The sequence below is a fragment of the Arthrobacter sp. UYCo732 genome, assembly GCF_040547265.1.
GTDB lineage: Bacteria > Actinomycetota > Actinomycetes > Actinomycetales > Micrococcaceae > Arthrobacter.
In genome coordinates this window covers 97,951-122,584 of record NZ_JBEPPJ010000001.1, presented here as the reverse complement: position 1 = coordinate 122,584, position 24,634 = coordinate 97,951, and the positions used below count along the sequence as shown (strand labels likewise).

Here is a 24,634-nt window from a genome sequence, read left to right as displayed (position 1 = left end):
TCTGATGCTGCCGAATTCTGGCGTTTTTAGTCTACGGGAGGGACACAGGCCACGCGGCCGGTGTTCCCTGAGAGCGGATAGCCCCCACCCTCACGGCGGAGGGCCGCCGTGAGGGGCTCCGCCAGGTCGCCCACCGGACTGACCACGATGTCCCCCAAACCGAGCCACTTGGCCATGAGTTCCAGCTCGTGGGCAAGTTCGACGGCGGTTCCCGGCGGTGCGTCCGGCTCACCGTGCGCGGACTTGACCAGGAGTTTCCCTGCTGCACGGTCCGCCTTCAGATCCACGCGCGCCACGATGGTCTCCCCCAGCAGGAAGGGCAGAACGTAGTACCCGAAGCGCCGGCGGTGCTCAGGGGTGTAAATTTCGATCCGGTAGAGGAAGCCGAACAGCTCCTCGAGCCGGCGACGCTCGAACACCAGCGAATCAAACGGGCTCAGCAGCGCACGCCCGGCAGCCCGCCGCGGCAGCCTGGCATCTGCGTGAAGGAACACCTTCCGGTCCCAGCCCGCCACCGAAACCGGCTCCAGCCGCCCGGCCCTCACCAGGTGCTCCACGGCGGCGGCCGCTGCCTTGACCGGCGTGCGGAAGTAATCGGCAAAGCACCGCACTGTTCCGATACCGTGGGCCTTCGCCGCAGCGTCGATGAGCCTGTGCATCGCCTCCGCTGGATCCCCTCGGTCGTTTTCCAGCTCCAGCCGCTTCGGCAGGACCTGGGCTGTGAGGGTGTACCTGCGCTCGAACTGCTCCGTTCTGGAGGCCGCCGAGACCAGGCCGTCCTGGAAGAGGTGTTCGAGAACCCTTTTGACGGCGTTCCAGTTCCATCCCCAGTTTTCGTTCCGCTGGTCCTCCACATGCCCGATTTTCACGGTGAGTTCGGCCGCAGTCATGGGCCGTCCCGTCGCAAGGGCCTCGAAAATCCTGCTGGTCACGGATTCGCGTAGCCCGGGTTCAATGGCAGCGGCCCCGACCCAGGTGCGCTTCTGCCACAGGAGGAGGTCCGGGAAAAGTTCAGGCCGGATGAAGCTGGCCTCATGCGCCCAATACTCCATCATGCGCCTGGGGTGCGAGGAGGACATCCGATGCAGGATGGTTCGGTCGTAATTTCCGAGCCTTGAGAAGAAGGGAAGGAAATGACTGCGGGACAGCACGTTGACGGAGTCGATCTGGACCAGCTGCACCCGGCAAAGGTACGGCCCACCGTCCGTGAAGTCACGGGGCCGGCGGGCCGCCCTTTATCCAGTCCCTGCGCTGCCAGGGCGATCCGCCGGGCCTGGTCAAGGCTCAGCGTCGCTGGCACGGCAGTCCTTTTATTAGAGGGTGTGGACCACCCTAGACTTTTGCTGCCTCATCGTCGGAGCGGTAGGCAAGGATTTTCTCTTCGACGGCGGTGTCCCCCGGTTCGCACTCATGGTCAAGGGTGATCACGCCGTATGTCCAGCCGCGGCGGCGGTACACCACGGAGGGTGTGTTGGTGGCTTTGTCCACAAAGAGATAGAAATCGTGGCCTACGAGCTCCATGTTGTCCACGGCATCGTCGAGGCTGAGAGAGGCTGCAGGGAAGACTTTGCGCCGGATCAGCACAGGCGAGTCCCCTGCCGGAATGTCGTTGTCGACCTCGTATTGAGACCGTTCTGCTGGTGCCGTCTTCGGCTCAGCCTGATGGCTTGCTTCGACGTAAAGGGGTTCACTGGCGCTGGCGGGTTCCAGGGTGGCAGTGGCTTCACGGACGGCCTTGGGTGTGTGGCGTCCGTGGTGGACCTTCTTACGGTCCTTGGCGCGGCGGAGCCGCTCAAGCAGCTTGGTGTATGCGAGATCAAAGGCAGCAAATTTATCTGCGGCGCTGGCTTCTGCACGGATCACAGGTCCGCGGCCCAGAACGGTCACTTCAACGGTGAGCTGGTCGCCGGTCTGGCGTGCGTTCGTTTCCTTGGACACTTTCGCATCCACGCGCTGGACCTTGTCGCCCAGTGACTCGATCTTTGAGATCTTCTCACCGGCGTATTCGCGGAAGCGGTCTGAGACCGTCAGATTTCGTCCGCTGATCATAAACTCCATGGTGCCCTCCAAATGACTTCGGTGACACGACGACGGCACATCCCAGAGACCGATCTGATTGACAGTCGAGCCCCTTTCCGAGCCGCCATCGAAAGGTACAACTTGTTCTTGGTACCCACCACCGACGTTAGTTCATAGACACCCGTTATTCATCCTTTATTCGTTTATTTTTTTCTCAGACCGGCGGCTTGCCGCCCCCTCGCGGGGAGGGCGGTCCGCTGCCAGCTGAATCGGGCGGGCGTGTCGCCGCGAGGACCACGGCGCCGGTAACAAGGGCCCCGCTGAGGTGGAGTGTGCGGGCCGCTTCAGCCAGCGTGGCACCGGTGGTGAGGACGTCATCGACGATGATGCACCGGCGGCCGGCAACCTGCTTTTGCTTCCGTCCCGGGACCTTCATGGACCCCCTGACCCTGGCTGCCCTGGCTCCGCGGCCGAGGCCCTTTTGGCCTCCGGGCAGCTGTGCCAGGGGCGCCGCCCGGCGCCGGGATTTCCTGATCACGTCCACCACGGGAGGGCCGCCTCCGGCGTGACCTTGGCGCCATCCCGCGAGCAGGAGATGAACGGGGCTGAAACCGCGCTTCACGAACGCGCCGGTGCTGCTGGGCACTGGAACCAGGCAGACACCGTCGACGCCGGCCGCTGCTGCACCAATGCCCTGGCCCAGCCCCTTCGCCAGCACTGAGTTGAGCTGATGCTGGCCGTGACGCTTGAACGACAACAGAGCCTGCGCCAACTCCTCGCGGTACACCCCTGCAGCCACCACCGGAAGGATGATGCCGCCGTCGACAGTCATCAGGGCGGGTGCCTGCTCCTCTGCCCTGAACGGGTGCCGGGTCAGTAAGCGGACCTGGCGTTCGCAGGCAACGCACAGGGCCAGGTCCTCGGCGCCGCAGCAGACGCAGTCCACCGGAACTGCCAGCGCCAGGAGCTCGACGGCGGCACGCATCACGTGATCGGCAACCTTCAACCAGGTGCGGGGCTGCCCGCTGCGATGCTTAGCGGACGGCATGGCCGGCTGAAGGTCCGGGTCCGCGGCTGCCGCGGTCCTGGCCGGGCGCCGGGCGGCCGGACGGGGTGTCTGTTCTTCTCGCACACCCCATCCTCACCTGGCAGCGGCGGCTCGGGTAGCGGGCACCGGCCCTATGTGGACAAACCGCTATCCCGGGAACGAGGGATCGATGGGGCCCTTGAGCTGGGGCGACCAGCCGTTGCCCAGCCGCTGGAAAATCCCCTCCGCCGACTGGCCATAGATCTCCTCGGCACCGTTGCCGGCGCTGAGCCGGACCAGGCCCGGCCAGGGTGCCAGCTGCTGCGGTTGGCCGGACGTGAGGGACAGCAGTTCCGGCGTGACATTTGCCGCGGCCGATCCCTTCATCACGGCAACTGTGGTGTCGTTGACCCAGACTCCCTGGTCCGGGTCACTGGCCGTCACGAGGGTGATAGGGGCTGTCAGTTCCTTGGGCGTCCCGTCAGCATTGCGGATGATCCCCGATACCTGCACCTTGGTGTGGCCGTTCTGTTCCGAAATGACCAGGGCGCGGACACCCTCCCGGGAGATCCTGAGGTCCTTGACAGTTCTTCCGGCGAGCCATGCCGGGGTCAGGGTGACAGTGGGGACTGTTGCGCCGTCGGGCACTCCTGCCGGCCGGTAGGCCACCACTTCCGTACCGCCGGTGGCGCCGGGCCCCGCTGCCCACACCCAGTCCTGAAGGCTGAAGGAAGGATGCGTGATGGTGCTGCGCGTCGTCAGAGCACGGGCCGGCTGGCCCGGCACCATGCTGTAAAGAGTCGTCCGGCTTTCGTTGAGGAAAGCCACAGTCTGGGAGACCGGGGACTCCGCAGGGTAACGGGGACCGAGCGAGGAAACCGGCTGCATGTCGGGGAGCGGGGACACCCTGTTGTTTTCGTACCGCACCAGTTCGTTGCCGCTGACGGCGATCTCGCGCGACGGCACGTTCTTGTCCCGCACCGGAGGCAGGACCGAGCCGTTGTCGTCCACGCGCACCAGGTCCTGGTTGGCTCGCAGCTCAACGTTGACGACGTCGGGCTGGCTGCGGAACGTCAGCGCAAGCTGAGTCTGCATCCGGAGCCTGTCCTCCGCGGACGCCTCAGTGAGTTCCTTCGCGGTGAGGTCCACCTGGGCGGCTCCCGATACCACCGGCACCGACTCCCGGGCCAGCTTGATGCCGGACGGGAAGGCGCTCACCACTGCCCCGCGGAGGTAGGGGGCGGGGCCGGCAAGCAGTGCACTGGTCATGGCCTTGACTGTCTTGTTCCTAATGAACCAGCGCACGTCGGGAACCGCGTACGTGAAGCTCGGATCGTAGAAGTAGATGGGGCTGGCGCCGTAGATGACTTTGAAGGTTTCCTCCGGAATAGCGGTGCCGTCCGGAATGGCCGAGATCCGCCATTCGCCGTCGACCTGCGTGACCGTGGCCGGGATGTTCTCGATGGTGCCTTCCGGAGACTGCGTGGCGATGCCGTCAACATCCACGGTGTAGGCGACGTCCAGCTGGTAGTTATAGACATTTTCGACGCCGGTCGCCACCACCGTTTGGCTGCGGTAGACCAGGGCACGCTTGTCAGGCTTCCATGCCACGGACGCGGCCTGGGTCAGGAATTCGCGGGCCACCGCGTAATCATCCTCGTACCCGCTCCCCGCCCGGTAGAAGTCTTCGATGATCGACTCGGGTGCGGCGCCGGCCTGGGGCGCGGCAGGGAGGAACACGGGGGCATTGAGGTTGCCCGCACTGCCCTCTTCGCTCTTTCCTACCGGCCCGGACGTGGGGATACGCGCGCAGGAAGCAAGCAGGAAAACTAACACCAGCAGGACCACAGCCCTCAGCAGACCGCTCAGGCTCTGGCGTGGACCGGTCAAGGATTCCCCTTTCATGCCTGTTCCTTCGGTAGCGCCGGGCCGAGGACCAGCAAGTTTTTTTCGTCCCCGCCGGGCAGGATGATGTCCCCCGGCTCAAGCAGTACGGGCGAGCGGTCGATCTCCTCGCCCTGCCGCAAGGGGATGGTCAGCCGGAAATTTGACCCACTGCCTTTGTTTCCCCATGCCTGCAGCCATCCGTTGTGGAGTTTGGTGTCCTCCATGGCAATGGACAGCCCCAGTCCGCTGCCTCCGGTGGTCCGGGCGCGGGCAGGATCTGCCCGCCAGAACCGGTCAAAAACCCGGGCAGCCTCGGCCGGCGTCATCCCAATCCCCTGGTCCCGGACAGCCACGCCCACTGCTGACTGGTTGGCCGCGACGGTAACAGTCACCGGCCTGCCCTCACCGTGCTCCACCGCGTTCAGGATGAGGTTCCGCAGGATCCGGTCAATCCGCCGGGCATCCATCACCGTCACAATCCCCTCGGCGGGTCCGCGCAGGATGATCTCTGAGCCGTATTCAGCAGCCACCGGTGCCGCACCTTCGATGACGTGGGCGATGACCTGCAGGATGTCCTCGGGTTCGGCGTCGAGCATGGCCACGCCGGCATCGAAACGGGAGATCTCGAGGAGGTCGGCCAGCAGGGACTGAAACCGCTCCACCTGGTTGTAGAGGAGTTCCGCCGAGCGCTTGTTGATGGGGTCAAAGTCGTGCCGGGCGTCGTACAGCACCTCTGCCGCCATCCGGACCGTGGTCAGCGGCGTCCGCAGCTCGTGGGAGACGTCGGAGACAAACCGCTGCTGCATCTGGGACAACGTGGCCAGCTGGGTGATCTGCTCCTGGAGGCTGGCGGCCATGTGGTTGAACGACGCACCCAGGCGGGCCACTTCGTCCTCGCCCTTGACCACCATCCGCTCCTGCAACTGCCCGGCTGCGAGTTTCTCCGACACCAGGGCGGCGTGGCTGACCGGGCTGACCACGTTGCGGGTGACGTACCAGGCGATGGCCCCGATCATCAGCACCAGCACCGCCCCGCCGGCCAGGAGAACGCCCTGGATCTCGTCGAGGGTTTGCTGGGCGGTGTTGAGGTCGTAAATCAGGTACAGCTCGTACACGGTCCCGTTAAAGGTCACTTTGTTGCCCACGGCGATGCCCGGGCGGTCCTCGGTCCCCACCGGAATCACCGTGGACGCCCAATACTGGTCCTTGCCGGAATCCTGTACGGCCTTGCGCAGGTCGGGCGGGATGACGCTGACGGTCAGCTGGTCCGACGCCCTGGACTCCACCCAGCGGTTGCGGGGTTTGGTCTGCTCCGGCATGGCCTCGAAGACGTAGCGGCGCTGGATCACGGAGCCGCGGCCCTCTACAGCGTTCAGCGTGTCATAGACCAGGGTGATGACGCTGGACTGGTCGGTGACCTGGGCGCCGTCGAACGTGTCTTGGACCTGCTTGACGTTGTAGCGGGTTTCGGATTCCGCCTGGGTCAGCCGCTCCTGGAAGAGGTTGTTGGCGATCTGGTTGGACAGGTAGGCGCCTACGGCGCCGAACGACGTCACGGCCAGCAGGAGGGTGGTGAGGACGGTCCGGAACTGCAGGGACCGGCGCCAGCGCCGTTGCAGGGAACGTCCCACATAACGCAGGGCCGGAAAAAATCGCTGCAGCCCGATGCGAACGAGGCGTGCCACGCGCAGGCCAACAATGATCCCGCGGCGCCGCCAGATCCGTGCGCGGAAAGGCAGGGCTGCCAGTTCCGCAGCCAGCGCATCCGTGTGCTCAGGCCCCTTGGCCGGCGCGGGGTCCGGGGCGCCGTCGTCTTCCGGTCCCGAGGACTCAGGAACCTGCTTTGTAGCCGACACCACGAACCGTCAATACAACTTCCGGGGCTTCCGGATCCCGTTCAATCTTGGACCGGAGCCGCTGTACGTGGACGTTGACCAGCCGGGTGTCTGCCGCGTGGCGGTAGCCCCAGACCTGTTCCAGCAGCAGCTCACGCGTGAACACCTGCCACGGCTTCCGTGCCAGCGCCACGAGGAGGTCGAACTCCAGGGGCGTCAGGGAGATGCGCTCGTCCGCGCGTTTCACCGTGTGGCCGGCGACGTCGATAGTCACGTCAGCGATCCGCAGTGTTTCCGGCGCCTTCTGGTCGCCGGGCCGAAGGCGTGCCCGGACGCGGGCAACCAGCTCTGCCGGCTTAAAGGGCTTAGGCACGTAATCGTCAGCCCCCGACTCCAGGCCGCGGACGACGTCGGACGTGTCGGACTTGGCGGTAAGCATCACGATGGGCACGTCCGACTCTGAACGGATCTGCCGGCAGACCTCGATGCCGTCCACGCCGGGAAGCATAAGGTCAAGCAGCACGAGGTCCGGCTTCGATGAACGGAAAACGTCAAGGGCCTGACCCCCGTCGGCGCAGAAGACGGGGTCAAAGCCGTCATTGCGCAGAACAATTCCAATCATTTCGGCCAGCGCTTCGTCATCGTCAACTACCAGAATGCGTGCCTTCATAGTTATATATTCCCCTATTGAACATGGTTTGTCCTGTTCAACGCCCCTCCGGCATGGCGCCACACCGGGATGCACGGCCGGTACATTGGGAACAGACAGCGGCGCAGCCGACGGTACCGTCCAGGAGGTCACCGATGAACATCCCCATCTACCAGCAGGCCCTGGGCGAAGATTTCACCCGGCTGCAACCGGAGCTGCAGGAGTATTTTTCCTTGCTGCCGGGCTCCGGACAGTACGGCGTCGGTGAGGGCGTTTTCGACGTCGCCGGATGCCGGCAGGCCTGGCTGCGGCCGCTGCTGAAGTTCACCTCCGGCGAGGAGGCCTTCTTCCCGGAGTTTGGTGCGGGCGTCCCGTTCCGGATCGAAAACCATGCGCACCTTGATCCGTTCGGGCGCCCCAGCCTCACCGCCCGGCGGGAGATCCATTTCCCCGGCCGCAGCAGGATTTTCCAGGACACCACCAGTCTGGTGGAATCCGACGGCGGACCGCGGCTGGTGGACTATCTGGGCCGGTTCCGGCGCATGGTCACTGACCTGAAGCTCAGTGTGACGGAGGAGGGCAGGCTCCGCGGGATTTCAGAAGATTCCCGGCTGTTCCTTGGCCACCTCCGCCTGCCGCTGCCGGGTGCGGTTGACGCCAAGGCCTACGCCGAGCAGTGGTGGGAGGGAACTGCGGACGGCCAGGGACGGCACCGGATCCAGGTCAAGGTCATCCAGCCTCAGATAGGGGAAGTGCTGGTCTACGCCGGGCATATGCAATACCGGCTGCGTCCTTACGTCGGCGGCAGCTCGGCGCAGAGCTTCCTGCCCCGCTACGCGCAACCGGACCGCTGGGAAGAGCGCCTGTAACTGCCTTAGCCGTGCGCCCGCTGGTTAAGCCCGTCGGCCAGCTGGGTTAGCCTGCCCAGCACTGTCGTGGCGGCAGCCGGACTGAGACCGGTCAGTCCCCCGGCCGGTGTGACCCGCACGCTGCTCAGCGACGACGCCGGCAGCCCCATCTGGTGCCAGGGCCGCCAGACGGATTCGACGGCGTCGGACACCTTGGGCAGGGTGCCGCCGCTGGTATCCAGCGCACCGGCCCAAACCCGTTTGCCGGCCTCCACCGCGGCAGCCAGCTGCTCCCACTGCCGTGACGTCAGTGCCTTCAACGGAACCGCCACCCCGTCAGCGCCGGCCGCCACAATCCGTTCGATCGGGGCCTCCACCTCGGGCACCGCGACAACGACCTCGCCGGCGCCGGCCGCCCGCAGCGCTTCTATGACCAGCTGCCAGGACTCAGTGACCTCCTGGCCGCCCACCGCACGCAGCGTACGGTAACCGCTCGACGTCGGGATGGTGCCCGCAAGTACCGCGGCAATGTCAGGTTCGTCGAGCTGGACCACCAGCTGAGCGCCTGGAACTGCGCTGGAGACACGGGACAGGTAACTGCCCACACCGGCGGCCAGCGAGGCGGCGATATCCCGGCGCGCGCCGTAGTCGATCAGGGCGCGTTCACCGTTGTGCAGGTGCAGTCCGGCGGCCAAGCTGATCGGGCCCAGCAGCTGGACCTTGAGCTCGAAGGCAGGGGTGTCCTCCGCACCGGCTACGTCAGCAAGTACGTTGATGTCCGTGGAGAGCGCCGAAGCGGCCCGGCGGAAATCCTTGCCGGGCCGGTCCACCAGCCGCCAACCATGCGGCTGGACGTCCACGGCTAGCTCAACCAGGAGCGAGGCCGTGCGGCCCAGGGCGTCCGATCCGACTCCGCGGTCCGGCAGCTCGGCCAGGAACGGCAGGTGCGGGCTGCCAAGCTCACCTCGGATGATCCGCGCGGCCTCCACCGGGTCCTCCCCCGGCCACGGCCCCAGCGCGGTGGCTGTTACTTCCACTCTGCAGCGGCCTGGTGGTCCTCGGCGATGGCTTCGTGATGCCGGATGACCTCACCGATGATGAAATTCAGGAACTTCTCAGCAAAGGCCGGATCCAGGTGGGCGTCCGCAGCCAGCCGCCGCAGCCGGGCGATCTGGGCGCTTTCGCGGCCGGGATCCCCGGCGGGGAGCCGGTGTGCAGCCTTGAGGAAGCCCACCTTCTGCGTCGCTTTGAACCGCTCGGCGAGCAGGTAGACCAGAGTGGCATCGATGTTGTCGATGCTTGACCGGATGGACAGCAGTTCCGCCATCACCGAGTTGTCCACCTGGCCTGCCAGCGAACTGGCGGCGGCGTCGTAGGTTTCAGATTCGGGAACATCATGGTTTTGCTGCGTCATGGTCCAAGTCTATGTGGCCAGCAGCGCCCGGTGTGCCGCCCGTCGCCGCGCCTGCTCCTCCGGATCAGGGACGGGAAGGGACGCGATCAGACGCTTGGTGTAGTCGTGCTGCGGGGCCCCCATCACCTGGCTGCCGATCCCCTGTTCCACGAGTTTGCCCTTGTACAGCACGCCCACCCACTGCGCGAGGATGTCCACCACCGCGAGGTCGTGGCTGATGAACAGCGCGGCAAACCCGAACTCGGCCTGGATTTCCTTGAAGAGTTCCAGCACCTTGGCCTGCACCGAAACGTCCAGCGCCGACGTCGGCTCGTCGGCGATCAACAGCCTCGGGTTCAGGATGAGTGCGCGCGCCAGCGACGCCCGCTGGCGCTGGCCACCGGAGAGTTCATGCGGGTACCGGTCAGCGTACGACGCCGGCAGCTGCACTGATTCGAACAGCTCACCGACCCGTTTGCGCGCCTGCGCGGGGCTGGGGCTGGTGTGGATGATCATGGGCTCCGCCACACAGTCGCCGATGGTCAGCTGCGGGTTGAAGGACGCGGCCGGATCCTGGAAGACAAAGCCGATGTCCTTCCGGCGGGGTTTGAACGTCCGTTCTTTGAAATTCAGCATTTCGTAGCCGAGCACCTTCAGGCTGCCGCCCGTGGTCTGGTTAAGGCCGGCAATGGCCCGTCCGATCGTAGTTTTTCCTGATCCGGATTCGCCCACCAGCCCAAAGACTTCCCCTGCGGAGATGGTGAAGCTAACCCCGTCCACGGCTTTGAAGGCCGGCGTGCCGAACCGGCCTGGATACTCGATGGTCAAGTTGGTGGCGTCCACCAGCACCGGCGATTGCTGGTGGGCGCGTTCCCTTAGTCCTTCCGAGGCCGAGTTCCTGCCCAGGTGCGGCACAGCGGCCAGCAGCTTCCTAGTGTAGTCCTCTTGAGGTTCCGCGAACAGCACCCGCGCCGGTGCTTCCTCCACGACGTCGCCCTGGTACATCACCACCACCCGGTCAGCGAGGTCCGCCACCACGCCCATGTTGTGTGTGATGAGCACGATCGACGTACCGTATTTGTCCCGCAGGTCCCGCAGCAGCTCCAGGATTTCGGCCTGGACGGTTACGTCCAGGGCGGTGGTGGGTTCGTCAGCCACAATGAGTCCCGGGTTCAGAGCCAGGGCAGCGGCAATGACGACGCGCTGCTTCTGGCCCCCGGAAAACTGGTGCGGATAGTAGTTAACCCGGTGCTCCGGATCCGGGATCCCCACCTTGCGCAGCGCCTCGATGGCACGGGCTTTGGCGTCCTTGGCCGAGACCCGGTTGCTACCGGCGCCGGCGTGGGCGCGGATGCCTTCGGCGATCTGCCAGCCCACGGTGAACACCGGGTTCAGTGCGGTGGAGGGTTCCTGGAACACCATGGCCACATCGCGGCCCCGGATCTGCCGCAGCTTGGCGGCACTGACGCTGATCACATTGTTCCCGTTGATCAGCACTGCGCCGCCGCTCGTTGCGGTTTCGGGCAGCAGCCCCAGAATGGTCTTCGCGGTCACCGTTTTGCCGGAACCGGATTCGCCCACGATGGCCAGCACCTCGCCGGACCGGACGTCCAGACTGACATCCTTGACGGCGTAGACGTCTCCCCCGTCGGTGGCGAATGTGACCTTGAGGTGGTCGATTTCCAGGACATTCCCGGTGCCGCGCCTGGGGCTGTCTTCGATGATCTGGGGACCACTCATGCGGACACTTCCTTCTGGTTCGTAACGCCTGTTCCCTTGTTCTTGGCACCGGCCCGTTTGCGTCCGCGCAAACGGGGATCGTTGAGATCATTCATGCTCTCGCCCACCAAAGTCAGGCCCAGGACGGTGAGCACGATCGCCGTGCCCGGGAAGACTCCCGTCCACCAAATGCCGGAGGAGGCATCGGACATGGCCTTATTGAGGTCGAAGCCCCATTCAGCCGCCGAGCTGGGTTCGATGCCGAAGCCGAGGAAGCCCAGGGCGGCCAGGGTGAGGATCGCTTCAGAGGCGTTGAGCGTGAAAATCAGCGGCAGTGTGCGGGTCGCATTGGCGAAGATGTGCCGGCCGATGATCCGTGCGCTGGAGGCACCAACCACTTGGGCGGATTCCACAAACGGCTCGGCCTTGAGGCGAATGGTCTCTGCCCTAATGACCCGGAAGTACTGCGGTACGAACACGGCCGTGATGGCGAAGCCGCAGGCGAGGATGCCACCCCAGAAGCCAGACTGGCCCTTATTGATGGCGATGGACACCACGATGGCCAGAAGGAGTGTGGGAAAAGCATAGATGGCATCAGCAATGACTACCAGGATCCGGTCCAGCCAGCCACCAAAGTAGCCGCTGATCAGGCCCAGGAATACTCCGAGGAAGATGGCCATGAGGACAGCAACGACGATCACCGTCACCGCCGTCTGCGATCCCCAGATGACCCTGGACAGCACGTCGTAGCCGCCCACCGTTGTTCCCCACAGGTGCTTGCCACCTGGCTCGGCCTGCGCTGGGAACGTTCCGGCGTCGTCGGAGATTTGCGAATAACCGTAGGGCGCCAGCAGCGGCGCCAAAAGGGCCGTCACCAGGAAAACTGCGCACAGTACTACACCGATCAGCAGCATAGTGCGCTGCAGGCCGACGCTGCGCCGGATGTGCGACAAGACGGGCAGCCTGTCCAGCAACGACTTCTTTCTTGGCGTGAATGCTTCGGCACCCATCAGTACCTCACTCGCGGATCAATCAGGGCCGCGGCAATGTCCACGACGAAATTCGTGACGGCCACTATAACGGCCAGCAGCATGACGATGCCTTGGACGGCCACAAAGTCACGCGCCGTGAGGTACTGGGCCAATTGATAGCCGAGGCCCTTCCATTCGAAAGTGGTTTCGGTCAGCACTGCACCGCCAAGCAATAGCGCGATCTGGAGGCCCATGACCGTGATGATGGGGATCAGTGCGGGCTTGTAGGCATGCTTGGTCACCAGACGGTATTCGCTGACTCCGCGGGACCGTCCTGCCTCAATGTAGTCCTTGCCCAAGGTACCGATCACATTGGTCCGGACCAGGCGGAGGAAGACGCCGGCGGTCAGTAGTCCCAGCGCAACGGCCGGGAGAGCGGCGTGGTGGACGATGTCCCCGAAGGCTGCAAGGTCGCCGCTCCGCAGTGCATCGAGCCAGTAAATGCCAGTTGGCGCCGAAAGGCGCGCCATCGCAAGTTCAGTGGTTGTGGAAGCGCGCCCCGCCACCGGGAACCAGCCGAGGCCAACGGAGAAAGTGAGCTTCAGGAGAAGGCCCGCAAAGAAGACGGGGGTGGCGTAGCACAGGATGGCGAAGAAACGCAGCAAAGCGTCCGGGACCTTGTCGCGTTTATGCGCCGCAAACATTCCGAGGGGAATGCCAATCAGCAGCGCCACGACCAGTGCGTTGATGGCAAGCTCCAGGGTGGCGGCCCCGAATTTGGTGAGCATCTCAATCACTGGCCTGCCATCTGAAAGAGTCCGGCCGAAGTTGCCGGTGACGATCTGGCCGAGATATTCAAGGTACTGAATGAACAGTGGCCGATCATAGCCGGCCTGGTGGATCAGGGCATTAATCTGTTCCTGCGGGAGCCGGCCGCCCTGGGCCGCAGTGATGGGATCGCCGGTGATCCGCATCAGGAAAAAAACCAGGGTGACGAGAATAAAGATCGTGGGGAAGATCAGCAGGAAGCGGACCAGGATGTATCTCCCGAGGCCACCTCCCGCGGATTTGGATGTGGGGGCCGCGACCCTTGGCGGCGGGGCATCTATCAAGGTGGCCATGCTGTCCCTGCCTGGTTTGAAACGAAGAAATTTGGGGAACACCTAGGAGGCGGGACCGTGTGGGCCCCGCCTCCCGTTGTGGTGTCTTTCGGAATTACTTGGAGACGGTGCCGAGCCGGAACTTGAACGATGCGTCCAGGGTGGAGTCCACGCCCTTCACGTTCTTCCCGGAAATGGCCACCTGGGCACCCTGCAGTAGCGGCAGGGTGGAGATGTCCTTCGCCAGCTGATTCTGGACTTCCTGAATCGTCTTTTCGCGCTCCGACTTGTCCGCCGTCACCAGCTGTTTGGCGATCAGCGTTTCCACGTTCGTGTTGGAGTAGTGGTTGTTGATGTAGCCACCTTTGGGGAAGAAGGGTGTCAGGTAGTTGTCCGGGTCACTGAAGTCAGGGAACCAGCCCAACTGGTAGACCGGGTAGCTGTCTTTCTTCGAAGCCGCGTTGTAGGTGACCCACTCCGTGGACTGGAGGTTCACGGTAAACAGCCCGCTCTTCTCCAGCTGGTCCTTGACCATGGCGTATTCGTCGCCGGACGACTTGCCATAGTGGTCAGGGTTGTACTGCAGGTTGATGGTCACCGGGCCGGAGATGCCGGCGTCGGCAATGGCCTTCTTGGCTTTGTCCAGGCTGGGCTTTCCGGCACCGTCGCCGTAGGCCTGCTTGAAGGACTCATTGGCGCCAAGGAAGCCGGACGGAACGTTGGACCACATCGGCAGGTAGGTGCCCTTGTAGACCTGGTCCGAAATGGCCTGGCGGTCTACGAGGTTGGCCACCGCCTGGCGGACGGCCAGCGCCTTCTTCGGATCAGCTTCGGGGGTCTTCGCCCCGAAGGGCATGGTGTCGAAATTGAAGACGATGTAGCGCATCTCGCCGCCGGGGCCGATGTTGACCTTGACGTTGGAGTCCTTCTTGAGGTCGTCGATGTCCGTGGCGCTCAGGCTGCGGTTGGCAACATCGATCTGGCCGCCCTTGATTTCCAGCTTCATGTTGGTCTGGTCGGTGTAGTACTTGATGGTGGCACCGTCGTTGGCGGGCTTGCCCAGGACGCCCTTGTAGTCGGGCCACGGCTTTAGGCTGACCAGCGTGTTCTTGCTATAGGAGTCGATAGTGTACTGGCCGTAGAACGCGTTCGCCTTGACAATCTCATCGTCGCTGAGGAGTTTGTCGGCCGGGAACACTTCATCGTCAACGATGGGAGCGGCCGGACTCTGCAGGACCTGCGCAAACGTCTGGTCATTGGCCTGCTTGAGCGTGAACACCACGGTGGTGGCATCCGGGGTGGCAATGGACTCGATGTTGGTCAGCAGTGACGCCGGGCCGTTGGGGTCCTTGATCTTCACCTGGCGGTCGAACGAGAACTTGACGTCCTTGGAATCCAGGACGTGTCCGTTGGCCCACTTGAGGCCGCTTTTGAGTTTGACCGTAAATTCGGTGGGCTTGGTGAACGAGGACGATTCCGCGAGGTCAGGAACAGGATCCGCTCCGCCGGGCTTGGAGTTCAGCAGGAAGGAATAAACCTGGTTCATCAACATAAACGAACCGTTGTCGTACGAGCCGGCCGGATCCAGCGCCGTGACCTTATCGGTGGTGCCGTAGGAGATGGTGCTTGTGGCGGTGTCCCCTGGCGTGGTGCTGTTTCCGCCGCCGCCTGAGGGGCCCGTGCAGGCAGTCAAGGCGAGGGCGGAAACGCCCGCGAGCGCGAGTGCGCTCCGCAAGGCTCTGGTGCTGTTTGTCATCTGTGAACTTTCTGTTCGATGAGTACGCGTTCGCCGCCCGCTTAGGGGTGTTTACTCGAGCGGGCAGGGCGCTGTCCTAATGCCTAGATTCAATCAGACGCCGGGCTCATCAACCGGCAATTTTGTGAGTTGAGACACAAAATTTACCTGAGTATTTCAAACACGCCCGCTCAGGCTCAGGGGAGCGGCCTAAAGTTCGGCGCGCTGCAGCGACCGGGCGGCGTCGATAGTGGCCTGGCCGAGCACCCGGCTGCCCTGGTAGAGGACCACCGTCTGGCCGGGAGCCACTCCCCGCAGCGGGTCGGTCAAGGTCACCAGCAGCTGGGGCGCGTCCCCGCCGGGAACCGTCACCATACGCGCGGTTGCCGGCACGGGGTCGCCGTGAGCGCGGACCTGCGCATGGCACCCAAACTCGGTACCAGTTTCGATCTCGGCGATGGGCAGGCCGGCCCAGGAAACCTTGATGCCGCGGATCTCGTCGATGGCCAGCAGCGCCTGGGGCCCCACTACCACTTTGTTTTCCTTCGGCCGGATCTCGAGCACGAACCGCGGCTTGCCGTCCGCTGCGGGTGTCCCCAGCTTCAGGCCACGGCGCTGGCCCACGGTGAAGGCGTTGGCGCCGGGATGCTCGCCCACCTTTGAGCCGGTTTCGTCCACAATGTCACCGGTGGTCATGTCGATTTTTTCGGCCAGCCACCCCGCGGTGTCGCCGTCGGGAATAAAGCAGATGTCGTGGCTGTCCGGCTTGTTGGCAACGGAGAGCCCGCGGCGCTCGGCCTCCGCCCGCACCTCAGCCTTGGAGGGCGTATCGGCGAGCGGGAACATTGAGTGCTTAAGCTGCTCGTGGGTCAGGACGCCCAGGACGTAGCTCTGGTCCTTGGCCCAGTCCGCCGCCCGGTGGAGTTCCGGGTTGCCCTCGGAGTCAGTGATCACCTTGGCGTAGTGCCCGGTGCAGACGGCGTCGAAGCCCAGGGCAATAGCCTTTTCCAGCAGTGCAGCGAACTTGATCCGCTCGTTGCAGCGCATGCAGGGGTTGGGGGTGCGGCCAGCAGCGTATTCGTCGATGAAGTCCTGGACCACGTCTTCCTTGAAACGTTCCGAGAAGTCCCAGACGTAGTACGGGATCCCCAGCACGTCGCAGGCGCGCCAGGCGTCGCGGGAGTCTTCAATGGTGCAGCAGCCGCGGCTGCCCGTCCGCAAAGTGCCAGGCATACGGGACAGCGCAAGGTGTACGCCCACCACGTCGTGTCCGGCTTCAACGGCACGTGCTGCGGCTACGGCGGAGTCAACTCCGCCGCTCATGGCTGCTAAGACTCGCATGCTGGCTTTCTGTTGGGTTCAGGGGGGCTGCAGGCACCAGGGGCGGCAGCCGTTCAATCGGTGGCCGGACAGATAACACAATGCCTGCTGCGCTATTCTATCGGCACGCCGAATGCTCCCCAAAAAGACCTTGACTGGCCCGCTCCGCCCTTCTAAAGTCAGGATAGACGGTTTTAGATTCCGAAGGCATTATCGGGAAGCGGGCTGACATGGCTGTTCAGGACATCGTCATTGTGGGCGGCGGGCTGGCCGGCGCCACTGCCGCCAAGACCCTGCGGGCAGAAGGGTTCACGGGGAAGGTCACCGTTGTCGCCGCCGAAAGCCACCACCCCTATCTGCGTCCGCCGCTCTCCAAGGAGTACCTGCTCGGCAAGGCCGCAGAGGATACTGTCCCGGTGGTGCCGGCCGGCTGGTACGCAGAGAACGATGTCGGCCTCCGCCTGGGCGTCCGGGTCACCGAAATCCGGCCGGACGCCAGGACGGTGCAGCTGGGCGATGGAACGTCCCTGCCGTACGGCTCGCTGCTCCTGGCCACCGGGGCGTCCCCGCGTACGCTGCGCCTGCCAGGCAGCGGCCTGGCAGGCGTCTCCACGTTCCGCACCTTGGATGACAGCAGGCGGCTCCGCGAAAGCCTGGCAGCGGGCGGGAAGAACGTGGTGATGATCGGTTCCGGCTGGATCGGCATGGAACTGGCGGCCGCTGCGGCAACATATGGCAACAACGTCACCCTGCTTGGCCTCGAGGAGATCCCCCTGGCGGGTGCCATCGGCCCGGACCTGGGCCGGTTCTTCCGCGAACTGCACGAAACCCAGGGCGTGGGTTTCCGGCTTCCCGCCTCAGCGCGGGAGCTTACGGGGACGGAGGGTGCTGTCACCGGGGTCATCACCGACTCCGGCGAGCTGCTCCCGGCGGACATCGTGATCATCGCCGTGGGCGTGTTCCCCGAGACCGCTCTTGCCGAGTCAGCTGGCCTGGCCCTGGACAACGGCATCCTCACGGATGCGTCACTCAAGACCAGCGAGCCGGGCGTCTTTGCCGCCGGGGACGTCGCCAACGCCTTGCACCCCTTTACCGGCCAACACCAGCGCAGCGAACATTGGTCCAACGCGCTCAACGGCGGCAAGGTGGCCGCGAAGGCGATGCTGGGCCAGGATGCCACGCTCAGCACCATTCCCTATTTCTATACAGACCAGTTCGACGTCAGCATGGAGTACTCCGGCTTCCCGGCGCTGGCGGCGGCTGCCCCACCTGTGATCCGGGGGTCGTTGGAGGCCAAGGAGTTCATTGCGTTCTGGCTCCAAAACTCCCGTGTGGTGGCCGGAATGAGCGTCAACTGGCCGCGGAAGCCACAGCCCGGCGCACAGAAGGCTATCAAGGCCCTCATCTCAGCGCGGACGCCGGTCACGGCTGAGCGCCTGGCCGACAATTCCGCCGGCCTCGATCAACTCCTGCCGGAACCGGCCTGACGCGCCATCGTTCCGGCAGTCTGGATGGACGATTCGTGCCCGGCCATTCCCGCCTGGCGGGCCCGCTCGTAGGCGCCCGGCAGCGCGGCCAACAGGGCATCCACATCCGCCTCCGTGGACGCATGCCCGAGCGTGAAGCGCTGGGCGCCGCGGGCCGTTTCCTCATCCAGCCCCATGGCCAGCAGCACATGGGACGGCCGCGGGACACCGGCTGTGCAGGCAGAACCGGTGGACGACTCCACGCCGGCAAGGTCCAGGAGGAACAACAGCGAATCTCCTTCACAGCCGGGCAAGGTGAAGTGCGCGTTGCCGGGCAGCCGCCCCTTCCCCGCCGCCCCGCGCAGCACGGCCTCCGGCACCCGCTCCACGACGCCGTCGACCAGCCGGTTGCGGAGGGCCGCGATGCGGAAGGCCTCCGCGGTGAGCCCTGCAGTGGCCGCTTCGGCCGCTGCAGCGAAAGCGGCAATGGACGCTGTATCCAGCGTCCCGGAGCGCACATCGCGCTCCTGGCCGCCACCGTGCTGCACCGGAGTAAGCTTGACCGCCCGCCCCAACAGCAGGGCACCCACGCCCACCGGTCCGCCGATCTTGTGCCCGGACACGGACATGGCGTCCAGGCGGGAAGCTTTGAAGTCAACAGGCAGTGAGCCGAACGCCTGCACCGCATCCGAATGCACCGGCACACCCGCGGCGTGTGCCAGTTCCACAATCCGATGCACGGGCTGGATGGTGCCCACTTCGTTATTGGCCCACATAATGGTCACCAGAGCGATGGAGCCGGGGTCGCGGGCAAGCTCAGCGGCGAGGACGTCGAGATCCACCACCCCGTCACCGTCCACCGGCAGCCAAGTCACCTGGGCACCTTCGTGCCGTTCAAGCCATTCCACTGTGTCCAGTACGGCATGGTGCTCGACGGCGGAGCAGAGGATGCGCCGCCGGGCCGGGTCTTCGCCGGAGCGGGACCAATACAGGCCTTTGACCGCCAGATTGTCAGATTCTGTGCCGCCGGACGTGAAGATGACCTCAGAGGGATGGGCGCCGGCGGCCGCCGCAATCGCTTCCCGGGCATCCTCCACCGACCGGCGGGCGCGGCGTCCGGAACCGTGCAGGGATGAGGGGTTGCCGGTGCGGGACAGTTCCCGGGTCAGGGCTGCCAGCGCCTCGGCGGAGAGTGGCGTGGTGGCTGCATGATCGAGGTAGACGGACACGCATCAATTCTAGCCGCGTCAGGCCACGGACTCAGGGCGGCGTGATCCTGGCGCAGCACTGTCCCGGCACACTGTTCGGTGCGATGCGTTCCTCTGGTTCACCGCACGCCGCGGCGGCGCCCTGCAGGAAGGATCCGTTCATGGCGCAGACCACGTCCGGGTGCCCATCCGCGAGCCGGCGGAACGGGCAGTTGGCCAACACCAGGCCGCCATCCCCGTCGGGCCGTGGCTGATAGCCCTCCGCTGCCATGAACTCCGCCAGGCCCGGAGCTCCGGCAGCAAGCTCCCGGCCCTTGCGGTATGACGTGGCCCGCAGGGAATCGCCCACCGCGCCGCCCGTTTCCGTGGAGTGCTTAATGGCCGCAGCAAGCATCTCCCCGGCCAGATCGTAATTACGGTCAGGCACCGAGGCGCCCACTTCGCTTGCAGCAGGACGGTACATTTTTGCGGGGCGCCCGGAACCCGGGCCGGTCTTGCCGGCGGCCTTGTGGAATTCCACTGCCAGCACACCGTCCTGGACCAACCTGTCGAGGTGGAAGGATGCCGTACTCCGCGGCAGCCCCAGGGCCAGCGCAGCGTCGTCGCGCCCGACCGCCCCGTCCGAGGCGGCAATCAGCTCAAAAAGCTGCCGGCGTTTATCGTCGCCAAGCGACGCAATGGCTGCCATCCGACGTCCCCACGGAAGTCTGCGCATGACGGCCACCCTTCTAAAAACAACAATCATTGCGTAATCTAGCGATTCTCTCTAAAATTATGATACCTACTTTTAGAAGGACTCCACCATGAAAACCACAGCAGAAAACGTGTCGGCCGGCCGCCTGCAGACGATGGCGCCGGACCACCAGGCGTTCGTCCTGCTCCGCACGGTGTTCACCGTTGCGCCGATCCTCTTCGGGCTGGACAAGTTCACCAACATCCTCACCGACTGGACCATTTACCTCGCCCCCGCGGCCACCGACGCAGTGCCGGTTACGGCGCAGACCTTTATGTACGTCGTGGGCGTCGTGGAGATCATCGCCGGCATCTTGGTGGCCGCCCGTCCCCGGTTCGGTTCCCTTGTAGTGGCTCTCTGGCTGCTGGGTATCATCATCAATCTGCTGGTCCTCGGCAATTTTTACGATGTTGCGCTCCGGGACTTCGGCCTGCTGGTCGGCGCACTTGCCCTGAACCGGCTCTCACCCGCCGGGTCCTGGCGCCGCCACAGCTAGTTTGACGGCGGAACCACCACGAGGCGCGCTGCCACCTCGGCCTGGGCCGCGGCCAGCGTGGCAGCGTCGGGGCAGGAAACCGAGACGAACACCGACGATGCTGCGGCGCCGAAGACCCTGGCCATGACAGAAGTTGATTTGGCGCCGGACTGACCGGACTTTTCCAGAACCAGCACCTCAACGTTTGGTCCCGGCTTGGCAGGCTCACCGCCCCACCGCAGCGTGGCCGTCTTCAGGTAGGCGGGCAGGATGGTGGGGTCCAGATATGTAAAAAGGCCAACCGTTGACTCCCTATCGTCCGCCAACACCAGGGGTGACTGGTTGGTACGGACCTTGGCCGCGACCAGGCAGCCGTCGGCCTTCAGGTACTGGCTCTCGCCGGCCACATTGTGCTTGACCGGCGTCCACCCGGGCGCAGTCTTGAGCCCATCGGAGATCCCCACCGGGACCCCCGCGGCCAACGTCGCACCGGCAGAGAACGGCATGTCTTTGGCGGCCACTGCGGCGGCGTCGTGGCCTGGCGTGATGGTGGGAGTGGCCAGGACGGTGGCGGATTGATCCACTTTCGGGGCAGCCGGGTCCGGGACGCCAACACTGCATCCTGCGAGCGCCGTGGCGCCGAGCAGCGCCCCCGCCACGAATACGGCTGCAGCCTGTGACTTCACGTCCACCCCAATATGCTTGCCGGACGGCCAACCTGCCGTCGTCATCCCAAAGTCTAGATGGCCCGCCGGCGCGGGCCGCCCACGTCAGCAGCCGGACGGCGCCGGGTACCACCTCGATGGTGAGGGGCAGCGCGCCGATTCTCTTGCCGTCGGCATAGGCCACAACACCGGAAAACGGAGAGCCGCACTGTGGTCTATGCGCGCAGCTCGAGCACCTCCATGCCCGTGAACGGAAATTATCGACGGCGGCCGCGCCCGCCGTGCCGCGTTTGCCAAAGGAAGCCTGCGGGTTGATGGCGACGGCGGTCCTCATGGCTGCATGATGCCAGCGAAGGGAACCACTTCCGCCAGCGCAGTCGTTGTGTGGACAGCCGCTAAACTGGGCCGACCGGGCTGCCATGCCGTGGACTGGCCAGACGAACAGAAGGATGAGTGCTTGACCGAGAGCAGCAGCTCCCACTACGAGGTGCTCCGCGTCGCGGTGACAGCCACCGACAAGGAGATCAAGGTGGCCTACCGCCGGGCTGCGCGGACGGCACACCCGGACCATGGCGGGGACGCCGCCGCTTTCCGCCAGGTGACGGCAGCGTACGAAACCCTGATCGACCCCTCGCGCCGGAAGGCCTATGACCGCTCGTATGCAGCCGGAACCCCTGCCGGGGCGGCCAGCTCGGAAGCGCACTATGATGCTCCGGCCGCGGGTAGTCATGCCTCAGCCACCGTGCACCGGCCCAGCACGCCCCGCAGCACCGCCGGCGACCCCGCGCTGTACCTCCCGCCGTACGACGCCGCCGCCTTCGAAGCGGCCGGGACGGTCCCACTCATCCCGTTCAGCCAGGCCAGCCAGCAGGTCCACGGCATGCCGCGCAAACGCGGAATTTTTGGCGCCGATGCCCGGATACAGCGCGAAATGCGTACGGTGCAGCTCATCACCCGGCAAGTGCTGCCGGCCATCCCGGCGGCCCGGCTGGTCAACGGGCTGCAATCCCCCGCTGACAACAGCCACATCGACCATGCGCTCCTGTCCGGCTACCGGGTGGCCCTCATCGGTTCAATGCTCCTGCCGAAGGGGGCCTATGCCTGGGACGGACAGACCCTCAACCATGGCGGCCGCTCGATCGCCCCGCCGCAACTGGCCCACGTGGTCCGGGCCATGCAGGACATCTTCCCCGAGCTGAACGTCACCGGCTGGACAGTCATCCACAGCCCTGACGGGAACCTCCACGAGCCCGTCATCGACCGCCACCGGCGCACGGCCGGAGCAGGCGAAACCGTTCAGGTGGTCAACGCCGCAGGCCTGGTCCGCGGCCTCAAACACTTCCTGTCGTCCGGTCCGAGACCCAATACGGTGAACGTGCCCATCCTTGCCAGGCTGCTGCGCGGCATGCACTGAATCTGACTGGCTAGGATTGGACCGTGTTCCGAATCCTCTTCCACTCCCCCGAAATCCCCGGCAACACCGGCAATGCGATCAGGCTGGCCGCCATCACCGGCACTGAACTGCACCTGGTGGAACCCCTGGGCTTTGATTTTTCCGACGCCAAGCTCCGGCGGGCAGGCCTCGACTACCACGACCTCGCCGTCGTGACTGTCCACAAAACCATCGAGGACGCGTGGCGTGAGCTGCAGCCGGAACGGGTCTACGCCTTCACCGCCGACGGCAGCGCCAGTTATGCGGACATCACCTACCTGCCCGGCGATGTACTGATGTTCGGCCAGGAATCCGTGGGCCTGCCCGAAGCGCTCAAGCGCGACCCGCACGTCACCGCCACCGTGCGGCTTCCCATGCTGCCTTCCCTGCGTTCGCTGAACCTTGCCAATGCTGCCTCGATTGCGGTGTACGAGGCCTGGCGACAGCAGGGATTCGCCGGCGCCCAGGTCTGAGCACCGTATCCAGGCACCCGCAGGCCCATCCGCCACGCTGCCGGCACCGAATAACTCCTGACAGCAATTCCAGGCGATGAAGGAGCGGCAGGTGAAACTGTTACAAGCCGAGCCGGCAATCGAGCTGAGCGCCTTGCACGCTGCAAGGTACAGCCCCGGCGGCAATGCCCCGGATTCACCGTCTGGCAACCTATGCTTGGGAGTGATGGAAACTCCCAACGCGCCAAACTTCGAGGCCCCGGCCGCAGCCACGGTCTCACCGGCGGATCTCAGCCAGCGCCTGGCCGCGCTCCTCGCCCGGATTGCGGGCGCCGATCAGGCCGCCTTTGCGGAGTTCTACCAGCTAACCTCGCGCCGAGTTTTTGGCATGGCGCGCCGGGTCCTCATTGATCCCGAGCTCAGCGAAGACACCACCCAGGAGGTTTTCCTCCAGGTCTGGCAGAACGCCGGGAAGTTCAACCCGGAGGCAGGCAGCCCGCTGTCGTGGCTGATGACCATCTCGCATCGCAGGGCAGTGGACAGAGTGCGCTCGTCGCAGTCGGCCACCGACCGCGAGGCAAAGTACGGCGCCAGCAGCCAGGACGTGGCCCACGACTCGGTTTCAGCCGAAGTGGACAGCAAGCTTGAGGCTGAGGGGGTGGTCCGCTGCCTGGAAACGCTGACCGAAACACAGCAGGAATCCGTGCGGCTCGCCTATTACGGCGGTCTCACGTACCGCGAGGTCGCGGAGAAGCTTAATGCCGCCGTACCCACCATCAAGTCCCGCATCCGCGACGGACTGATCCGATTGAAGACCTGTCTGGGGGTGAGTTGAGATGACAGAAATGAATAGTCAGGGAGCCGCCCGCCGCCCCGGGTCTTTCGGCGTTGAGATCGCTGCCGACCTGGATTCCGGGCGGGCAGTGGACCTTGCCGAGCTCTACGCCCTGGATGCGGTCAGCGAAGATGAACGCGCTGCCATTGACCGGTATGTCGCCACGGCCCCCAAAGCTGAGCGCAATTCGTTCCTGGAGCGCGTTCGCCAAGCAAGGGAGACACTCGCCATATCGTTTACGGCACAGGAGGATCCTCCCGCGGATCTGTTCGTCCGCATCGTGTCGCAGTTGCCGTCCCTTGAGCAGGTCCCTGCCGCCGGACCAGCTGTAAGCACAGCCGCCGTGCAGCCGCCGGCAGAAGCCGTGGATGAGCTGTCCGCGGCCAGGCTCCGGCGGGAAGCACGACGCCAACCCGCCGGGGCACGCCGCTGGCTGGCCGCGGCAGCAGCAGCTGCAGTGATCGCGCTGGGTGGTGTCGCCGTCGGCAGCTACGTCGCCGACCAGAACGATCCACTCAACCAGGTGGCCCGGGCCGGGGACGTCCGCGAGGCGTCAGTCCCCGTCGCTGCGGGCGGAACGGCAACGGTCCTGATCTCCTCCTCGAAGGATGCCTTGGTCGTCAAGATGAAGGACGTTCCGGCACCGCCGGCCGGCAAGGTCTACCAGATGTGGCTGATTCCCAAGGACGGCTCGGCACCTGTTTCGGAAGGCCTGATGGACGAAGCAGCGCTGTCCAGGCCGGCCGTGGTGAAGGGCATCGCGTCGGCCGCAGCGCTCGGCATCACCGTGGAGCCGGTGGGCGGCTCGTCTACCCCGACCTTCCCCACCGTGGCAGCCGCACCGCTGGGTGCCTGACAGCACGGC

22 protein-coding genes and 1 pseudogene are annotated in these 24,634 nt (G+C 65.1%); 7 read left to right on the top strand and 16 right to left on the bottom strand.

The window, feature by feature from the left end:
- Positions 1 to 26: 26 nt before the first annotated feature.
- From ABIB45_RS00555 to mtrA, 6 genes and pseudogenes are all read right to left on the bottom strand, one after another.
- A pseudogene (locus ABIB45_RS00555) lies at positions 27 to 1,300 on the bottom strand (winged helix-turn-helix domain-containing protein).
- A 32-nt stretch (positions 1,301 to 1,332) separates the two neighbouring features.
- Positions 1,333 to 2,058, bottom strand: a complete 726-nt coding sequence (gene hpf / locus ABIB45_RS00550; protein WP_354213934.1) for a ribosome hibernation-promoting factor, HPF/YfiA family — start codon at positions 2,056 to 2,058, stop codon at positions 1,333 to 1,335.
- A 175-nt stretch (positions 2,059 to 2,233) separates the two neighbouring features.
- Positions 2,234 to 3,151 carry a ComF family protein gene (locus tag ABIB45_RS00545; RefSeq protein ID WP_354213932.1) on the bottom strand — a complete coding sequence of 306 codons (918 nt, stop codon included), beginning with the start codon at positions 3,149 to 3,151 and terminating at the stop codon, positions 2,234 to 2,236.
- 63 nt (positions 3,152 to 3,214) lie between these two features.
- Positions 3,215 to 4,951 carry an LpqB family beta-propeller domain-containing protein gene (locus ABIB45_RS00540; protein WP_354213931.1) on the bottom strand — a complete coding sequence of 579 codons (1,737 nt, stop codon included), beginning with the start codon at positions 4,949 to 4,951 and terminating at the stop codon, positions 3,215 to 3,217.
- A complete protein-coding gene (mtrB, locus tag ABIB45_RS00535; protein ID WP_502909077.1) occupies positions 4,948 to 6,792 on the bottom strand; it encodes an MtrAB system histidine kinase MtrB in 1,845 nt (614 codons plus the stop codon). The genes ABIB45_RS00540 and mtrB overlap by 4 nt, the downstream gene beginning before the upstream one ends.
- Positions 6,764 to 7,438, bottom strand: coding sequence for an MtrAB system response regulator MtrA (mtrA, locus tag ABIB45_RS00530; protein ID WP_275212443.1), 675 nt, complete (start codon positions 7,436 to 7,438; stop codon positions 6,764 to 6,766). The genes mtrB and mtrA overlap by 29 nt, the downstream gene beginning before the upstream one ends.
- Before the next feature lie 134 nt (positions 7,439 to 7,572).
- Between mtrA and ABIB45_RS00525 the strand changes: the two genes are divergently transcribed.
- Positions 7,573 to 8,286, top strand: coding sequence for a DUF4166 domain-containing protein (locus tag ABIB45_RS00525; RefSeq protein WP_354213930.1), 714 nt, complete (start codon positions 7,573 to 7,575; stop codon positions 8,284 to 8,286).
- Between the two features lie 5 nt (positions 8,287 to 8,291).
- On the opposite strand, the gene ABIB45_RS00520 is transcribed toward ABIB45_RS00525, so the two are convergent.
- The 7 genes from ABIB45_RS00520 to mnmA all read right to left on the bottom strand — a co-directional run bounded on the left by ABIB45_RS00520 (position 8,292) and on the right by mnmA (position 16,524).
- A complete protein-coding gene (locus ABIB45_RS00520; protein WP_354213929.1) occupies positions 8,292 to 9,302 on the bottom strand; it encodes a uroporphyrinogen decarboxylase/cobalamine-independent methonine synthase family protein in 1,011 nt (336 codons plus the stop codon).
- Positions 9,293 to 9,679: a chorismate mutase gene (locus tag ABIB45_RS00515; protein WP_354213928.1), complete on the bottom strand. Its 387-nt coding sequence runs from the start codon at positions 9,677 to 9,679 to the stop codon at positions 9,293 to 9,295. The genes ABIB45_RS00520 and ABIB45_RS00515 overlap by 10 nt, the downstream gene beginning before the upstream one ends.
- Before the next feature lie 9 nt (positions 9,680 to 9,688).
- Positions 9,689 to 11,398 carry an ABC transporter ATP-binding protein gene (locus ABIB45_RS00510; RefSeq protein WP_354213927.1) on the bottom strand — a complete coding sequence of 570 codons (1,710 nt, stop codon included), beginning with the start codon at positions 11,396 to 11,398 and terminating at the stop codon, positions 9,689 to 9,691.
- Positions 11,395 to 12,387, bottom strand: a complete 993-nt coding sequence (locus tag ABIB45_RS00505) for an ABC transporter permease (protein ID WP_354213926.1) — start codon at positions 12,385 to 12,387, stop codon at positions 11,395 to 11,397. Before ABIB45_RS00505 ends, ABIB45_RS00510 begins: the two co-directional genes overlap by 4 nt.
- Positions 12,387 to 13,469 carry an ABC transporter permease gene (locus ABIB45_RS00500; protein WP_354213925.1) on the bottom strand — a complete coding sequence of 361 codons (1,083 nt, stop codon included), beginning with the start codon at positions 13,467 to 13,469 and terminating at the stop codon, positions 12,387 to 12,389. The genes ABIB45_RS00505 and ABIB45_RS00500 overlap by 1 nt, the downstream gene beginning before the upstream one ends.
- 94 nt (positions 13,470 to 13,563) lie before the next feature.
- A complete protein-coding gene (locus tag ABIB45_RS00495) occupies positions 13,564 to 15,204 on the bottom strand; it encodes an ABC transporter substrate-binding protein (protein ID WP_354213924.1) in 1,641 nt (546 codons plus the stop codon).
- A gap of 189 nt (positions 15,205 to 15,393) precedes the next feature.
- Positions 15,394 to 16,524: a tRNA 2-thiouridine(34) synthase MnmA gene (gene mnmA, locus ABIB45_RS00490; protein ID WP_354213923.1), complete on the bottom strand. Its 1,131-nt coding sequence runs from the start codon at positions 16,522 to 16,524 to the stop codon at positions 15,394 to 15,396.
- 209 nt (positions 16,525 to 16,733) lie between these two features.
- On the opposite strand from mnmA, the gene ABIB45_RS00485 reads away from it, so the two are divergent.
- On the top strand, positions 16,734 to 17,990 hold the full coding sequence (locus ABIB45_RS00485) for an NAD(P)/FAD-dependent oxidoreductase (RefSeq protein WP_354213922.1): 1,257 nt from the start codon (positions 16,734 to 16,736) through the stop codon (positions 17,988 to 17,990).
- On the opposite strand, the gene ABIB45_RS00480 is transcribed toward ABIB45_RS00485, so the two are convergent.
- Together ABIB45_RS00480 and ABIB45_RS00475 are read right to left on the bottom strand one after the other, a co-directional pair.
- Positions 17,966 to 19,198: a cysteine desulfurase family protein gene (locus ABIB45_RS00480; protein WP_354213921.1), complete on the bottom strand. Its 1,233-nt coding sequence runs from the start codon at positions 19,196 to 19,198 to the stop codon at positions 17,966 to 17,968. The genes ABIB45_RS00485 and ABIB45_RS00480 overlap by 25 nt on opposite strands.
- Before the next feature lie 31 nt (positions 19,199 to 19,229).
- On the bottom strand, positions 19,230 to 19,892 hold the full coding sequence (locus ABIB45_RS00475) for a helix-turn-helix transcriptional regulator (RefSeq protein ID WP_354213919.1): 663 nt from the start codon (positions 19,890 to 19,892) through the stop codon (positions 19,230 to 19,232).
- An 88-nt stretch (positions 19,893 to 19,980) separates the two neighbouring features.
- Here ABIB45_RS00475 and ABIB45_RS00470 point away from each other — a divergent pair, with 88 nt between their 5' ends.
- Complete coding sequence (locus tag ABIB45_RS00470) at positions 19,981 to 20,406, top strand: hypothetical protein (protein WP_354213918.1); 426 nt, start codon at positions 19,981 to 19,983, stop codon at positions 20,404 to 20,406.
- On the opposite strand, the gene ABIB45_RS00465 is transcribed toward ABIB45_RS00470, so the two are convergent.
- The gene (locus ABIB45_RS00465) at positions 20,403 to 21,077 is read right to left on the bottom strand and encodes a hypothetical protein (protein ID WP_354213917.1); all 675 of its coding nucleotides are present in this window, start codon (positions 21,075 to 21,077) and stop codon (positions 20,403 to 20,405) included. The genes ABIB45_RS00470 and ABIB45_RS00465 overlap by 4 nt on opposite strands.
- Positions 21,078 to 21,507: 430 nt before the next feature.
- Between ABIB45_RS00465 and ABIB45_RS00460 the strand changes: the two genes are divergently transcribed.
- From ABIB45_RS00460 to ABIB45_RS00445, 4 genes are all read left to right on the top strand, one after another.
- Positions 21,508 to 22,464, top strand: coding sequence for a J domain-containing protein (locus ABIB45_RS00460; protein WP_354213916.1), 957 nt, complete (start codon positions 21,508 to 21,510; stop codon positions 22,462 to 22,464).
- Between the two features lie 23 nt (positions 22,465 to 22,487).
- Positions 22,488 to 22,955 (top strand): tRNA (cytidine(34)-2'-O)-methyltransferase, encoded by a 468-nt coding sequence (locus ABIB45_RS00455; protein ID WP_354213915.1) that lies wholly within the window; start codon positions 22,488 to 22,490, stop codon positions 22,953 to 22,955.
- A gap of 205 nt (positions 22,956 to 23,160) precedes the next feature.
- Complete coding sequence (gene sigK, locus ABIB45_RS00450) at positions 23,161 to 23,769, top strand: ECF RNA polymerase sigma factor SigK (protein WP_354213914.1); 609 nt, start codon at positions 23,161 to 23,163, stop codon at positions 23,767 to 23,769.
- A 1-nt stretch (position 23,770) separates the two neighbouring features.
- Complete coding sequence (locus ABIB45_RS00445) at positions 23,771 to 24,625, top strand: anti-sigma factor (RefSeq protein ID WP_354213913.1); 855 nt, start codon at positions 23,771 to 23,773, stop codon at positions 24,623 to 24,625.
- Positions 24,626 to 24,634: the final 9 nt, after the last annotated feature.

What these genes read in the sequence shown, in the direction of transcription:
- hpf (WP_354213934.1), bottom strand. Translation starts at nt 2,058, where the DNA reads ATGGAGTTTATGATCAGCGGACGAAATCTGACGGTCTCAGACCGCTTC.
- ABIB45_RS00540 (WP_354213931.1), bottom strand. Translation starts at nt 4,951, where the DNA reads ATGAAAGGGGAATCCTTGACCGGTCCACGCCAGAGCCTGAGCGGTCTG.
- mtrA (WP_275212443.1), bottom strand. Translation starts at nt 7,438, where the DNA reads ATGAAGGCACGCATTCTGGTAGTTGACGATGACGAAGCGCTGGCCGAA.
- ABIB45_RS00525 (WP_354213930.1), top strand. Translation starts at nt 7,573, where the DNA reads ATGAACATCCCCATCTACCAGCAGGCCCTGGGCGAAGATTTCACCCGG.
- ABIB45_RS00515 (WP_354213928.1), bottom strand. Translation starts at nt 9,679, where the DNA reads ATGACGCAGCAAAACCATGATGTTCCCGAATCTGAAACCTACGACGCC.
- ABIB45_RS00510 (WP_354213927.1), bottom strand. Translation starts at nt 11,398, where the DNA reads ATGAGTGGTCCCCAGATCATCGAAGACAGCCCCAGGCGCGGCACCGGG.
- ABIB45_RS00505 (WP_354213926.1), bottom strand. Translation starts at nt 12,387, where the DNA reads ATGGGTGCCGAAGCATTCACGCCAAGAAAGAAGTCGTTGCTGGACAGG.
- ABIB45_RS00500 (WP_354213925.1), bottom strand. Translation starts at nt 13,469, where the DNA reads ATGGCCACCTTGATAGATGCCCCGCCGCCAAGGGTCGCGGCCCCCACA.
- ABIB45_RS00495 (WP_354213924.1), bottom strand. Translation starts at nt 15,204, where the DNA reads ATGACAAACAGCACCAGAGCCTTGCGGAGCGCACTCGCGCTCGCGGGC.
- mnmA (WP_354213923.1), bottom strand. Translation starts at nt 16,524, where the DNA reads ATGCGAGTCTTAGCAGCCATGAGCGGCGGAGTTGACTCCGCCGTAGCC.
- ABIB45_RS00485 (WP_354213922.1), top strand. Translation starts at nt 16,734, where the DNA reads ATGGCTGTTCAGGACATCGTCATTGTGGGCGGCGGGCTGGCCGGCGCC.
- ABIB45_RS00475 (WP_354213919.1), bottom strand. Translation starts at nt 19,892, where the DNA reads ATGCGCAGACTTCCGTGGGGACGTCGGATGGCAGCCATTGCGTCGCTT.
- ABIB45_RS00470 (WP_354213918.1), top strand. Translation starts at nt 19,981, where the DNA reads ATGAAAACCACAGCAGAAAACGTGTCGGCCGGCCGCCTGCAGACGATG.
- sigK (WP_354213914.1), top strand. Translation starts at nt 23,161, where the DNA reads ATGGAAACTCCCAACGCGCCAAACTTCGAGGCCCCGGCCGCAGCCACG.
- ABIB45_RS00445 (WP_354213913.1), top strand. Translation starts at nt 23,771, where the DNA reads ATGACAGAAATGAATAGTCAGGGAGCCGCCCGCCGCCCCGGGTCTTTC.